Source organism: Acidovorax sp. (assembly GCF_046339755.1).
In the GTDB taxonomy this organism is placed as follows: domain Bacteria; phylum Pseudomonadota; class Gammaproteobacteria; order Burkholderiales; family Burkholderiaceae_C; genus Acidovorax.
The window spans coordinates 1-13644 of the sequence record NZ_JBKDTZ010000055.1 but is presented as its reverse complement, the minus strand read 5'-3'; the positions used below and the strand labels follow the sequence as shown (position 1 = coordinate 13644).

Sequence of the window (13644 nt, the reverse complement as noted above, 5' to 3'; positions counted from 1 at the left end):
AAACCTCCAGCATTGGCTTTGCGGCAGCAAACGCCCTTTCCGTCAAGCCCCTGCGAGGGTGGAGGCTAGCGACCGGCAAGCCGCAATGATGGCCGGGGCAATGCCGAACCCGACACCGCACCCAGGTTGAACTGCGCCACCGCGCCGACCATCTGCTCGGCCTGGCTGCGCAGGCTGCTGGCGGCAGCCGCCATTTCCTCCACCAGGGCGGCGTTCTGCTGCGTGGCCTGGTCGAGTTGGGTGACGGCCTCGCCCACCTGGCCCACGCCGGCGGTCTGCTCGCGGCTGGCGGCGCTGATCTCGGCGACCATGGTGGCCACGCGCCCGATGGCGTCGACCACCTCCTGCATGGTGCTGCCTGCCTGGTCGGCCAGCACCGAGCCCTGCTGCACCATGGCGCTGCTGGCGCCGATCAGCTCCTTGATGGCCTTGGCCTCGGCGGCGGTGCGCTGCGCCAGGTTGCGTACCTCGGCCGCCACCACGGCAAAGCCCCTGCCCTGCTCGCCGGCGCGCGCCGCTTCCACGGCGGCGTTGAGCGCCCGGAGGTGGGTCTGGAAGGCGATGCCATCGATCACGCCGATGATGTCGGCGATCTTCTGGCTGCTGGTGTTGATGCCGTGCATGGTGCTCACCACCTGGGACACGACCTTGCCGCCGTCGGTGGCGACCTGGCTGGCACGCACCGCCAGCTGGTTGGCCTGGGCGGCGCCATCGGCGTTGTGGCGGATGGTGGCGCCCAGCTGTTCCATGCTGGCCGAGGTCTGCTCCAGCGAGCTGGCCTGGCTTTCGGTGCGGGCCGACAAATCCTGGTTGCCCTGGGCAATCTCGGAGCTGGCGGCCGACACGCTCTCGGCACTGTTGCGCACGGTGCCCAGGCTTTCCAGCAGGCGCATGCGAAAGCCTTCCATCGCCTGTGCCAGGGTGCCGATCTCGTCGCGCGACTGGATGCTGACGCCGTGTGTCAGATCGCCCTGCGCCAGGTATCCCAGCGCCGTGCTCAGCTGCTGCACCGGAGCGCCCACCAGGCGCCGGGTGGCCGCCACCAGCACCACGGCCAGCAGCACCAATGCCACGAGCACGCCCAGCCACAGCCAGGTCAGTGCGCTGCGGGCCTCGCCCGTGATTTCGGCCACGGGCGCCTCGGCCACGATGGCCCAGTTCCAGGGCTTGTAGCGCTCCACCGCCACAAAGCGGCGCTCGCCTGTCTTGGCGGATGGGCGCGGCGACCAGACGGCCTCGAAATCGCCGGACTGCTCCGCCGCCGTGAGGGAGGTGAGCCAAGCCTTGCCCTCCTTCGTCTTCTCATCCACGACCGGGGGCGTGCCCGAGCCGCCCAGGCCGGTGATACGGCCCCGCGCCGGGCCCGAGGAAACATCGACTGCATAGACGGCGCCCGTGTCGAACAGCTTGCGGCTGGCCATGAGCTCGCCCAGGCTGTTCAGGATGGGCGCGATGTCGGAGCCGATGAACAGGATGCCGATGGTGCGGTTGCCCTCGCGGATGGGCTCGTACACAGTCATGTAGTCGCGGCCGAACAGGTTGGCGCGGCCGATGTAGGGCTTGCCTTCGGCCATGAGCGCATAGGCCGGGTGCTTGCGGTCCAGCAGGGTCTTGAAGGCGCGCTCGCCATCCTGCTTCTTGAGCGAGGTGGTCACGCGGATGAAGTCGTCGCCCGTGCGCGCGAAAATCGTGGCCACCGCCCCCTGCGAATCCTTGGTGAAGCGGTCCACCAGGTCGAAATTGCCATTGAGCGGGTTGCCCCCGAAGCTGAGCACGGCTTCGGGTTTGCCGTCGGCCCCCGGCTGCTCGGCCAGGCTGAAGTTGCCGGCAAAACTGGATTTGAGCAGGCCGAAATCGCGCCGCGCCAGTTGCTGGGCCGACTCGTCCATGGTCTTGACCAGCGTGGCGACCTGCGCGGCATTCTGCCGCACCTCGCCGCGCGAGGCCGCGCCAAAGCTCTTCCAGACCATGCTGCTGACCAGGGCCATGGTCGACAGCAGCACCAACAGCAGGCTGGCAAGGGCCACGAAAGACAGCTTGAACGCGATGGACCGGCTGGCAAAGTTTTTCATGGAAGGCTCCCTGGAATCGATTGAGCACATCAATCGGGGCTTGACCTGGGTCAATGTAAGCGTTTGAAAGCCCCACCGCCAGAGCCCCGACCCCGGGGAAACCCAAGGCACGCGCGAAATCCGCGTCCCGCTCCTGCCGGACCGCCCTGTAAACTGGCCTTCAATGGAGCCTGCAACGATGAAAGCCGACACCCTTCTCGCCCACTACGACAGCGGCGCCCTGTGGCCTGCCCTGGTCTCCGCGGGCATCACCACTGACGTGCCCGCCGCCTACCAGCAGGCCCTGGCCGTGCGCGGCCTGCGCCAGGCGCGGGGCGAGGTGCCGCGCGGCTACAAGATCGGCTTCACCAACCGCAACATCTGGGCGCACTACCAGGTGTTCGGCCCGATCTGGGGCACGGTCTGGTCAACCACGCTGAGCTTCTGCGAGGGTGAGGGCAGCGTGTCCCTGGACCGCTGCGCCCAGCCACGGCTGGAGCCCGAGGCGGTGTTGGGGCTGAAGGCTACGCCCGCACCCGACGCCTCCCTGGACGATCTCTTCGATGCCATCGACTGGGTGGCGCCGGGCTTCGAGATCGTGCAGTCGCACCAGCCTGGCTGGAAGTTCACCGCCGCCCAGACCGTGGCCGACAGCGCCCTGCATGCGCGCCTGCTGGTGGGCACGCAGCGGCCGGTGCGCGATTTCGCGAGGTCAGCGGCTGAACTCGACCAGCACCTGGCCGCCGCGCGCGTGGTCCTGCAGTGCGATGGCGAAACCAGGGAACAGGGCCAGGGCGCCAACGTCCTGGGTGGCCCTTTGAACGCCCTGCACCATTTCCTGAAGGAACTGCGCGCCTGCCCTGGCGCGCCGGACCTGCAGCCCGGCGACGTGGTGACCACCGGCACCTGGACCGATGCCTGGCCGGTACAGCCCGGCCAGCGCTGGAGCGCGGACTTCGACGCGCCGCTGTCGCGGCTGTCGGTGGCATTCACCTGAGCGGGTCGCCCATCAGGCCAGCGCTTGCAGCTGCAGCCTGCTTTCAAACTGCCGATGCTCACCCGTCAGCGGATCGGTGAACGCCAGCGAGCGCGCCAGCAGCTGCAGCGGGCGCGAGTAATCGCCCTCGGGTGGGTCGTTGACCTCGGGGTAGAAGGCATCGTTGCGCAGCGGCAGGCCCAGCGCCGCCATGTGCACGCGCAACTGGTGGCGCTTGCCGCTGACGGGCGAGAGCCGGTAGCGCGCCCAGTCGCCGCGCACCTCCAGCACCTCCATGTGGGTATGGCTGTTGGGCGGGCCAGGCACCTCGTGCATGCGAAAGAACTGCGGGCTTTCCTCCATGCGGCTCGCGTGCTCGCGCGGGAATTCAATATCTGAACGCCAGGGGGCCACGGCCTCATAGTGCTTGGTGATGCTGCGGTCGCGGAACAGGGCCTGGTAGGCGCCGCGTGTGCGCTGCTGCACCGAGAACAGCACCAACCCGGCCGTGTCGCGGTCGATGCGGTGCAGGGGCGACAGCTCGGGCAGGTTGAGGCGGCGCTTCAAGCGCACCAGCAGCGTGTGCTGCAGGTAACGGCCCGAGGGCGTGACGGGCATGAAGTGCGGCTTGTCGGCCACCAGCAGGTGCTCATCCTGGTGGAGCACGGTTTCGGTGAAAGGGATCTCGGGCTCGTCGGCCAGGTGGCGGTAGTAGTACAGGCGCAGCCCGGGCTCGAACGGCCGATCCGGCGCTACCGGCACGCCGCGCTCGTCCACCACGTCACCGGCCTGCATGCGGGCCAGCCAGCCGGAGCGGTCCACGGCAGGCAGGCGTTCGGCCAGAAAGTCGAGCATGCTGCACTGCCCTGCCGTGGGCAGCACCACGCAGCTCGGCCCCACGCCGTCGCGCATGGGCGGGGCGAAGGGGTGGTGGGCGTTGTGCATGGGGGGCGATTCTAGGGTGACAGCCGCCAGCCCTCCCATCCGTCCCGGCCGACGCCAGCGGCAGCGCTTTGAAGGCAGCGGGATACAGCTTGAGCACCACGCCCACGCCCAGCGCCCCCATGGCCGTGTGGCAGGCCCCGCCGGCCACGGCACCCAGCCCGGCCCGCCGCCCACCCACCAGCGTGCAGGTGCTGCTGCACACCGACCTGGCCACGGCGCGCGAGGAGCTGTTCGATGCCATCGGCCTGTTTGCACCGCAGTAAGGCGGTGTGCTGCTGCACGGCCAGACCTTGCTTGGTATGCGCGGCAGCTGGCGCGGCTGTCCTTCGACTTCGAGGTGCTGCACCCGCCCGCGCTGCGCGATGCACTCGTCGAATGTGCCCAGGCCCTGCTGCGCAAGGCGGGGCCTGCCAGGGCCGCACCGGGGCTGTAGGACAAGGGCGGCAGTTGAAAGCAGGCCGCCCCTGCCGGACGGGTTGCCGGCTAGCATGGCCGCAACCGCACCCAAGAGCTTGCCGATCTTCGGCAAATGCACCTATCTCCGCGCTTTTTGATGACACCTGCCGCCACGCCATCGACCGACCAGCCCAACCCGTCGGCAAGCCGCCCCCCTGACCGGCGCCGCCCCCTGGGCCGCGTGCTGAAATGGACACTGGTGGTGCTGGGCCTCGTCGTGGGCCTGCTCATCCTGTTCGGTGTATTGCTGGCATTGATGGACCTGAACCGCTACAAGCCCTGGGTCAACGAGAAGGTCAGCGAGGCCACAGGCCGGCGCTTCGAGATCGAGGGCGACCTGTCTGCCGCCTGGCGCTGGCCCCAGCCGCTGGAAGAAGGCTGGCGCCGCTGGGTGCCCGGCGTGACGGTGAAGGCCGAGCGCCTGGTGATGGACAACCCCGCAGGGTTCGAGTCCCCGTTCAGCGGCGACGAAGAGAAAAAAGGCAAGGGCAGCGAAAGGCCCCAGGCCGCCACGGCCGCACGGGCTGCGGCCAGCGCTGCGTCGGTGGGCTCGGCATCGGCCTCCACTACTCCGACCACCGCCACGCTGCCGGGCACGGCCACCATGGCCAGCATCGGCAGTGCCAGCGTCGCCATCAGCCTGCTGCCGCTGCTGCGGCGCCACCTGTCCATCGACACCGTGGCCCTGACCGACCCCGAGGTGGCCCTGGCCCGCACCAAGGACGGCGCCAACAACTGGACCTTCAAGCACAAGGACGAGCCCAAGAGCCCCTGGACCTTCGATGTGGACCGGCTGGTGGTCAACCAGGGCCTGCTGGCCTACGCCGATGCGATGAAGGACGTGGAAGTGCAGGCGAAGGTCAACACCACGGAGCCCATCGACCCGTCAAAGGTCGCCCATGCCAATGCGGCCAAGCCGGTCGTTCTGCCCGCTTCGGCCGCCGCGTCGTCGGCCGAGGCAGCGGCTTCGCGCGATCTGGAAACCCGCAAAAGCGGCAACAGCGGCACCCCTGTGCCCTATGGCCTGAAGTTCGAGCTGCAGGGCCGCATCGCCAAGGCCAAGGTTGAGGGCAGCGGTCTGGCGGGCCAGGTGATCAGCCTGCGCGACAAGGTGGTCAACTACCCGATCAAGATCGATGCCACGGCGGGCAGCGCGGCCCTGTCGGCCGAGGGCATCCTGGCCAACCCGGCCTCGCTCTCGGGCATGGACTTTGAGGTGATGCTCAAGGCCGACAGCATGGCCGACCTGTATGAAGCCACGGGACTGGTGCTGCCCAGCACCCCGCCCTTCGAGATACGCGGGCACCTGACCGGCAGCCTGGAGCCCGAGCGCGCGGTGTGGAGCTATAGCGACTTCCACGGCAAGGTGGGCCAGAGCGACCTGCATGGCGACCTGAAATACACCTCGGGCCAACCGCGCCCCAAACTCACTGGCAGCATGACCTCGAACCAGCTGCGCCTGGCCGACCTGGGCCCTTCGCTGGGCACCAACAAGAGCGACAACACCCACCGCGGCAAGGGCGACGGCCGGGGCAATGGCAAGAACAAGGGCAAGGTGCTCCCGGACGCCCCATTTGCGGCTCAGCGCTGGAACGCCATGGACATGGACATCCTGTTCAAGGGCAAGAGCATCATCCGGTCCGAAAGCCTGCCGCTCGAAAACCTGAGCATGCGCGCCGTGATGGACAACGCCCAGCTCCGGCTGGCGCCGCTGACCTTTGGCGTGGCCGAGGGCAAGATCGAGTCCGAGGTCGCCATCGACGGGCGCGCACCGCCGCTCAAGGCGCGCATCCACGGCAAGGTGGAAGGGCTCAAGCTCTCGGCCCTGTTCCCCAAGGTGGAACTCATGAAGAAGAGCTTTGGCCGCATGGATGGCGCCATCGCCCTGCAAAGCCAGGGCAACAGCGTGGCGGGCCTCTTGGGCAAGGGCACGGGCGAGGCGCGCCTGTATGTGCGCGAGGGCACGCTGAGCAAGCAGATGCTGGACCTGGCGTCCCTGAACGTGGGCAGCATCATCGTGGGCAAGCTGTTCGGGGACGACAAGGAGGTGCACCTGCGCTGCGCCGTTGCCGATTTCACGGTGGTCGATGGCGTGGCCCAGAGCCGTGTGGTGAAGATGAGCACTGACGATGCCGTGATCGAGGCCACGGGCACCATCGACCTGGGCACGGAAGAAATGAACATGCGCATCAAGCCCGAGTCGCTGGAGTGGAAATTCTTCTCGCTGCGCACGCCGCTGTATGTAAAGGGCACCTTCGGCAACCCCAACGTGGGCGTGGAGCCCGGCCCGCTGCTGTTGCGCGCGGGCGCGGCGGTGGTGGCCGCCGTGGCGGCCCCTGCCGCGCTGGCCCTGGTGCCCGTGACCGTGCCCGCGGCCGATGACGACACCTACTGCAAGCCGCTGCTGGACCTGGGCAAGGCGCCGGTGAAGCCCGGCGCCGAGGGTGCGGCGGGCGCCGCGACCGAGCCTGCGCGGCGCGCGGCCAGCAAGCCTGCCGCCGCGCGCTGAAGGGAAGCAAGGGTGCGGGAATAATCGCACCCTTCGCCACTCCAAGCGCCCGCCCCCCGGGGCGGCGCTTCTTATCTGTCCATGAAGTTTCTCAAGGACCTGGGCCTCGCTGCCCTGGTGGTGCTGGCCCTGGGCCTGGCCATGCCGGAGCGCATCCGCATCCCCGTGGCTGGGGCCAGCACGCGGGACTGGAATGCCCGCTCCTTCTGGTTCGAGCCCTGGGGAACCTCGGGCGTGCACAAGGGCATCGACATCTTCGGCAAGCTGGGCACGCCCGTGCTCAGCACCACCGATGGCATCGTGCTCTTCACGGGCGAGATCGCCAAGGGCGGCAAGGAGGTGCTGGTGCTGGGCCCGCGCTGGCGGCTGCATTACTTTGCACACCTGGACCGCATCAACACCCATGCGCTGGCGCCGGTGGCCTCGGGCAGCGCCATCGGCACCGTGGGCGCCAGCGGCAATGCACAGGGCAAGCCGCCGCATTTGCACTATTCCATCGTGCGGCTGCTGCCCGCACCGTGGGAGATCGACGGGGCAACCCAAGGGGTCAAGAAGGCCTTCTTCATCGACCCCAGCGCCTACCTGCAAGAGCAGTGAAGTTGCGACCTGCGCTCAGTGGAAGTCCCGGCTTCCGTCCAATGCCCCCGCCATGCGCCCAAGCAGCGGTGTCAGGTCCTTGAAGCGCTGGGCCACCAGATGGCGCACCACGAAGGGCTCCCCCGAACCGCCTGCTGCCCCCTTTTCCTCATCCTCGCCATGCCGGCTGCACTGCCATAAACCCTGCACGGCCAGCAGGCGCGAGCGCAGTATGGCGTCGCGCCACTGCTCCACCATGGCCGGCCAGACGATGACGTTGACGGGGCCGGTCTCGTCCTCCAGCGTGACGAACATGGTGCCCTTGGCCGAGCCGGGCCGCTGGCGCACGGTGACGATGCCGCAGGCACGCACCAGCCGGCCATCGGGCACGGTGCGCAGTTGCAGCGCGGTGAGCAGGCGCCAGCGATCGAGCCGGCCGCGCAGCAGTGCCAACGGGTGGCGGCGCAATGTGAGGCCGGTGGCCGCGTAGTCGAACAGGATCTCCTCGCCCTCGGGCGCCTCGGGCAGTTGCAGCGGCGCCTCGTTCACCGGCACATCGCGCAGCAGGATGGGGGCGGCATGCTGGGCAGACGCATCCCACATCTGCTGGCGGCGGTGGCCCGACAGGCGGGCCAATGCATCGGCCGCGGCCAACACCTGCATGTCCTGGTGGTTCAGACGCGCGCGCAGGGCCAGGTCTTCGGTGCTGGAAAAGGGTCCGTTCTGTGCACGGGCCGCCACCAGGCGCTTGGCCGCACCCTGCTCCAGGCTGCCGACCAGGCGCAGGCCCAGGCGCACCGCGGGCTGGGGCATGGGCGGCACGGGCAGGCCCTTGTCGGGCTGCAGCATCTCGGGCGTGCCTTCGAGCGTGCAGTCCACGTCGCTGCGGGTCACGTCAATGGGCAGCACGCGCACGCCGTGGCGGCGCGCGTCCTGTACCAGTTGCGAAGCGGTATAGAAGCCCATGGGCAGCGAGTTGAGCAGCGCCGCGAGAAAGCAGGCGGGCTCATGGCATTTGAGCCAACTGCTGCTGTAAGCCAACAGGGCAAAGCTGTAGGCATGGCTTTAGGGGAAGCCGTATTCGCCGAAGACCAGCAACAGCTTGAACACGCGCAGGGCGAAATCAGGTTTGTACCCGTTGTCCACCATGCCATCGATCAGTCGCTTCTCGAAACGGTGCACTCCACCTGTGCGCTTCCATGCAGCCATGGATCGGCGCAGGGCATCGGCCTCCGATGCGGAGAACTTGGCGGCGATCATCGCGATCTGCATCACCTGTTCCTGGAAGATAGGTATGCCCAGCGTGCGTTCCAGCGCATCGCCCAGCTCTTCCTTTTCCAGTTTCAGCTTTTCCCCCTTGCGCTGCTTTTCACGCGCCTGCAGATAGGGATGCACCATGCCCCCTTGGATGGGCCCCGGCCGCACGATGGCCACCTCCACCACCAAGTCATAAAAAACGCGCGGCCGCAGGCGCGGCAGCATGCTCATCTGGGCCCGGCTTTCGATCTGGAAGACGCCCACGGTGTCTGCGGCGCAGATCATGTCATAGGTGGCGGGGTCTTCGGGCGGTATCTGGTGCAATGCCAGGCGTTCGTCGCGCAGGCCGGCGCGCAGGTCCAGACAGCGGCGCAGCGCACTCAGCATACCCAGGGCCAGCACGTCGACCTTCATGAGCCCCATGTCGTCGAGGTCGTCCTTGTCCCACTGGATGATGGAGCGGTTTTCCATGGCCGCGTTCTCCACCGGCACGATGCGCGTGAGCAGACCTTGCGTGAGCACAAAGCCACCCACATGCTGGCTCAGGTGGCGCGGAAATCCCTTGAGTTCCCCTGACAGCTTCAACCACAGCCCGGCAGTGTGCAGGCTCAGCGACTCACCCATGTCCTGCGCCATCTCCTGCAAGCGGTGCGCAGCAAATGCCTCATCGAACCAGTGGTGGTCCTTGGCAAAGGCATCGACCAATCGCGCAGGCACGCCCAGCGCCTTGCCCACGTCGCGCAGCACGCTGCGGGTGCGGTAGGTGGTGACCACGGCGGCGATGGCAGCGCGGTTGCGGCCGTACTTGCCATAGACGTACTGGATGACCTCTTCGCGCCGGTTGTGCTCGAAGTCCACGTCGATATCAGGTGGTTCCTTGCGCTCCTTGCTGATGAAGCGCTCGAACAGCAGCTTGGTGCGCTCGGGGTCCACCTCGGTGATACCGAGGCAGTAGCAGACCGCCGAGTTGGCGGCCGAGCCCCGGCCCTGGCACAGAATGCCCTCGCCGCGCGCATAGCGCACGATGTCGTGCACGGTGAGGAAGTACATCTCGTACTTGCAGTCGGCGATCAGCACGAGCTCGCGCAGTATCTGAGCCACCACCTTGTCCGGTACCCCCTGCGGGTAGCGGCTTTGCGCGCCCTCCCAGGTCAGCCAGGCCAGGCCTTCCGCCGGCGTCATGCCCGCGGGCACGGCCTCAAGCGGGTATTGGTACTTGATCTCGTCGAGGCTGAAGGTGCAGCGCGCCGCGATCTCCAGGGTGGCCGCAAGCAGTTCGGGCGGGTAGATGCCGGCCAGGCGCACGCGCTGGCGCAGATGCCGTTCGGCATTGGGCTGCAGCGCAAAGCCGCATTCGGCCACGGTGCAGCCCTGGCGCACGGCGGTGATCACGTCCTGCAGGCGCTTTTGCGAGCGTAGGTGCATGTGCACGTCGCCCGCTGCCACCAAGGGCACGCCCGTCTGACGCCCCACCTGCTGCAGCGTGGCCAGCCACAGGTCGTCGTCGGGCGCGAGCAGCAGCTCCACCCCAAGCCAAAAGCGCTGGCCAAAATCCGCCTGCGCCTGGTGGACGCAAGCCAGCAAGGCATCTGGCACCATTGCGTGCTGCAGGCTGCGGTCGGGAATGAGTAGCAGCTCGCAGTCCTGCAGCCGCGCCACATCGGACGCAGGCCCCAGCTCGTAGGTGCCCTTGGGTGCAGTGCGGCGTGCCGCGCTGATGAATTCGCACAGGTTGCCCCAACCCTCTACATTGCGCGGCAGCACGACCAACCGAAAGCCGGGGTAGGCAAACTCGCTGCCCGGAATGAACTGCAGGCCCAGTTCCTTGGCCGGGCCATGGGCACGCACCACGCCGGCCACCGAGCATTCGTCCGTCAATGCCAGGGCGCGGTAGCCCAGCTCGGCTGCACGCGCCACCAGGTCGCGGGGCTGCGAGGCACCGCGCTGGAAGCTGAAGTTGGAGATGCAATGCAGCTCGGCATAGTCCGGCAAGGTGAGGGGCGATGCCAACCCGGTGGGGCTGCGCTCAGGAAGGGTATGGCTCATGGCCCTGCCCACTCATGCATACAGGCCTTGCAAAAACCAGCGGTACGCCAATGCCCCCGGCGGCGCATGCACGAGGCGTTCACGGAACACCCAGACCCGCCCCGCTCCCGGACTCACGGCCACGAAATAGTCGCGCTGCACCATGTCGGTAGCGCTGGCAGGGACCTGGCTCTCGCCCTCCTCCCACCAGGCCATGTCGAAACGGTGCGGCCCGGCCAGCAGGCCCAATTGCCCCTGGTAGCACGGCCGGTTACCCTGCATGGCCAGGCGCTGCGGGGTGCGCAACAGCCAGGTTGGCCACAGCACGGCCTCGGGCACATGCGCGCCCTGCGGCACCTTCGATGCAGACACCGGCCCCGCACCGGCCATGGGTTGCCAGCGCTGCATGCATTCGGGCCGGTGGTCCGCCAGCAGGGCAACGGACTGCACGGCATCCGCGCCCAGGCGGGCGGACAGGCGCTCGACCAACTGGTGCCACGCCTCGCCTTCCTGGTCACCAGCAGCCGACGATCCGTCGGGCGGCAGCAGGTGGGCACTGGCATGCGGCAATGGAGCGGTCTCCAGCGCGCGCAGCGTGATCTGGTTGGCGGGCGCGGCCAGGGGCGTGCGCGCCAGGTTCTCGGCCAGCAGGCGACGCAGGTGGGCCAGCTCGTGCGTGGGCTGGGCCGTGCGCACGGGCAGCGCATGCCAGGGCGCAATGGCCACGCCATCCACCCGGCGCAGGTCGTGCCTCCAGGCCAGCTCCAGCGCCAGCACGCCCTGCTGGCGTGCCTGCAGCCAGGCCTGCAGGGCCGAGAGCAGGCGGCTCGCGGACCAGAGCAGCGCATCGGCCGAGGTAGCCAGCGCGGGCAGCTCGGCCGTCAGCTCGAAGCGCTCGGGCAGCTCCACCCAGGCATGGTTGTGGGCGATGTGGCCATAGGCCCGGTCCAGCGCCAGCAGCACCGCAGCCCCCAGGCGCCGGGCCACGCCGCCGCGCGGCAATGCGCGCAAGGCGCCCCAGGTGCGGCAGCCCATGCGCGCCAGGCTGGGCAGGTGCGGGTGCAGCGCCGTCAGCGTGTGCAGCGGCAAGCCATCGGGCAGGTGCCGGGGCACGGGCTGGCCTGCCAGGCGCAGGCGCAGCAGGGCCAGGGCCTGCAGCGAGGTGGGAGCCTCGGCAAAAGGCGTGGGCTGCGCACTGTGAGCGGATGGCTCGGGCGATGGGGCGGCCGCCTCCACCTGCCAGGGCGGACTGCGCAACTGCAGCTGCGCGAGCAGCGCCTCGCGCCCGCCCCACAGGCGTTCGGAGGCCGACACTTCCAGCAACAGGGCTTCGTCGCCCACCCGGGCCACACGCGGGGTGAACTGCAGCGCCCACCAGTGTTCGTGCGGGGCCTGCGGCAAGGGCTGGCGCGGCCCGCCAGCGACCGGCGCGGCCACGCCAGGGGGCGCACCGTCCTCAGCGGGGATGGGCAACAACGGCCATGCGATCCAGTGCATGCTGCACACCTCCTGCCGGCAAGCGCCCCAGCCATGCCGCCCATGGCAGCACGCTGCCGTGCACCAGGGGCGTTTGCTGCGGTGCACGCCGCCCTGCCCCGCGTGCAGACGACGCGGCCAGCACCCGGGCCAGCGCCGCGTTGCTGGCCGGCAGCACCAGGGGCTGCTCCATGGGTGGCCCACGGCGCTTGAGCACCTGCACCTGCAGCTCGGCGCCGCCCGAGCCGCCCACAGCCTCGACCCACAGCCGCAGCGGCGCGGGCGAGGCCTGCTGGCGCACCTTGGCCGGGCGAAACACCCACAGCAACTGCCCCATCTGCGCGGCGGCCAGCTGCAGTCGCCTCAGCGATTCGGGCGCGGCCTGTGGCAGCCAGGCCAATACCGCCTGCACGTCACGGCAGCGCAGCGCCTGCTCGGCCGCCCATAACGCCTGTGCAGCCGTTGTGGTCTGCACACGGCACAGCCGCGCTGCGTCCAGCCCACCTGCGCGCAGGGCCGGGGCAAAGGGCTCATACGGCGGTGCCACCAGAACCACGGCCCCGGGCCGTGCGGCCGTGGCCTGGGCTAGGGCCGGCAGCACCAGTTGCCACACATGCAGGCCCGCTGCCGGCTGCAATAACTCGGTCATGGCCCCCAGGGGCCAGCCACCGCCGGGCAATTGCGCATCGAGCTCGGCATGCCCGGTGGCCTGTACCCGTGCCGCCACGGACGTGCCCAACTGGTCGGCCAGCCACACGCCTGCCAGCCGGGGCGGGGCACCAGCGGACACGGAACGGAGGGGGACGGCGGACATGAGCGAAGCAACCCGGGGTGGACATGCACGGGGTCAGGCAGAGAGATGCTGCTTGCGCACCCAACCCGGGGACGTCCTGCCCAACAGGGCTGGGGATGGCATGAAATACTGTATTTTCATACAGTTATCGTACCCCATTCCACTGCCCATGGCTGCTTTTCAGAGCATTCCCGCGGGTCATTGGCCGCCATGCAAGGAAAAGGGGGTGCTGCCGCTTGCAATAGGGCAAAAAGAAAAGGCCCGCGCAGTACAGGCCCGAAAATGACAAAAGGCCTGCAGAATTGCTTCTGCAGGCCTTGCCAATAATGGTCGGAGCGGCGGGATTCGAACTCGCGACCCTCTGCTCCCAAAGCAGATGCGCTACCAGGCTGCGCTACGCTCCGACAGCTCGTATTCTAACCCGGGAAATTTCGGGTTCTGACCAAATGCGCGCTTTTTTTGAATTTTTTGCAGCGACTGCACCGGACCAGAGATCTATCGGCAGTGCCGTCCTGCATCCCGGGGCGATGCAGACTGCGCGATGGGGGGGGGGGGAAACTCAACCAACTATCTTCTACGC

General features: G+C 68.4%; 8 protein-coding genes, 1 tRNA gene and 1 pseudogene. 4 read left to right on the top strand and 6 right to left on the bottom strand.

The genetic code is table 11. From position 1 onward, the window contains the following. Window positions 1-65 precede the first annotated feature (65 nt). Window positions 66-2072, bottom strand: a complete 2007-nt coding sequence (locus ACK59X_RS04435; RefSeq protein WP_409955508.1) for a Cache 3/Cache 2 fusion domain-containing protein — start codon at window positions 2070-2072, stop codon at window positions 66-68. A 178-nt stretch (window positions 2073-2250) separates the two neighbouring features. Between ACK59X_RS04435 and ACK59X_RS04430 the strand changes: the two genes are divergently transcribed. After that, complete coding sequence (locus ACK59X_RS04430; RefSeq protein WP_409955506.1) at window positions 2251-3048, top strand: 2-keto-4-pentenoate hydratase; 798 nt, start codon at window positions 2251-2253, stop codon at window positions 3046-3048. A 12-nt stretch (window positions 3049-3060) separates the two neighbouring features. On the opposite strand, the gene ACK59X_RS04425 is transcribed toward ACK59X_RS04430, so the two are convergent. After that, on the bottom strand, window positions 3061-3972 hold the full coding sequence (locus tag ACK59X_RS04425) for an RluA family pseudouridine synthase (RefSeq protein ID WP_409955504.1): 912 nt from the start codon (window positions 3970-3972) through the stop codon (window positions 3061-3063). Between the two features lie 89 nt (window positions 3973-4061). Between ACK59X_RS04425 and ACK59X_RS04420 the strand changes: the two genes are divergently transcribed. From ACK59X_RS04420 to ACK59X_RS04410, 3 genes are all read left to right on the top strand, one after another. After that, the gene (locus tag ACK59X_RS04420; protein ID WP_409955502.1) at window positions 4062-4235 is read left to right on the top strand and encodes a hypothetical protein; all 174 of its coding nucleotides are present in this window, start codon (window positions 4062-4064) and stop codon (window positions 4233-4235) included. A gap of 290 nt (window positions 4236-4525) precedes the next feature. After that, the gene (locus tag ACK59X_RS04415; RefSeq protein ID WP_409955500.1) at window positions 4526-6937 is read left to right on the top strand and encodes an AsmA family protein; all 2412 of its coding nucleotides are present in this window, start codon (window positions 4526-4528) and stop codon (window positions 6935-6937) included. Between the two features lie 81 nt (window positions 6938-7018). Further along, on the top strand, window positions 7019-7534 hold the full coding sequence (locus ACK59X_RS04410; protein WP_409955499.1) for a M23 family metallopeptidase: 516 nt from the start codon (window positions 7019-7021) through the stop codon (window positions 7532-7534). A 15-nt stretch (window positions 7535-7549) separates the two neighbouring features. On the opposite strand, the pseudogene ACK59X_RS04405 reads toward ACK59X_RS04410, so the two are convergent. The 4 genes and pseudogenes from ACK59X_RS04405 to ACK59X_RS04390 all read right to left on the bottom strand — a co-directional run bounded on the left by ACK59X_RS04405 (window position 7550) and on the right by ACK59X_RS04390 (window position 13468). Beyond that, window positions 7550-10816: pseudogene (locus ACK59X_RS04405) on the bottom strand (error-prone DNA polymerase). A gap of 12 nt (window positions 10817-10828) precedes the next feature. Then, window positions 10829-12292, bottom strand: coding sequence for a Y-family DNA polymerase (locus tag ACK59X_RS04400; RefSeq protein WP_409955498.1), 1464 nt, complete (start codon window positions 12290-12292; stop codon window positions 10829-10831). After that, the gene (gene imuA, locus ACK59X_RS04395) at window positions 12252-13085 is read right to left on the bottom strand and encodes a translesion DNA synthesis-associated protein ImuA (RefSeq protein WP_409955496.1); all 834 of its coding nucleotides are present in this window, start codon (window positions 13083-13085) and stop codon (window positions 12252-12254) included. The genes ACK59X_RS04400 and imuA overlap by 41 nt, the downstream gene beginning before the upstream one ends. A gap of 306 nt (window positions 13086-13391) precedes the next feature. Beyond that, window positions 13392-13468, bottom strand: a tRNA-Pro gene (locus ACK59X_RS04390). Window positions 13469-13644 lie beyond the last annotated feature (176 nt).

Bases quoted from the DNA above. Each gene is read 5' to 3' on its own strand.
- ACK59X_RS04410 (WP_409955499.1), top strand. From the start codon at position 7,019: ATGAAGTTTCTCAAGGACCTGGGCCTCGCTGCCCTGGTGGTGCTGGCC.
- ACK59X_RS04415 (WP_409955500.1), top strand. From the start codon at position 4,526: ATGACACCTGCCGCCACGCCATCGACCGACCAGCCCAACCCGTCGGCA.
- ACK59X_RS04430 (WP_409955506.1), top strand. From the start codon at position 2,251: ATGAAAGCCGACACCCTTCTCGCCCACTACGACAGCGGCGCCCTGTGG.
- ACK59X_RS04425 (WP_409955504.1), bottom strand. From the start codon at position 3,972: ATGCACAACGCCCACCACCCCTTCGCCCCGCCCATGCGCGACGGCGTG.
- ACK59X_RS04400 (WP_409955498.1), bottom strand. From the start codon at position 12,292: ATGCACTGGATCGCATGGCCGTTGTTGCCCATCCCCGCTGAGGACGGT.
- imuA (WP_409955496.1), bottom strand. From the start codon at position 13,085: ATGTCCGCCGTCCCCCTCCGTTCCGTGTCCGCTGGTGCCCCGCCCCGG.
- ACK59X_RS04435 (WP_409955508.1), bottom strand. From the start codon at position 2,072: ATGAAAAACTTTGCCAGCCGGTCCATCGCGTTCAAGCTGTCTTTCGTG.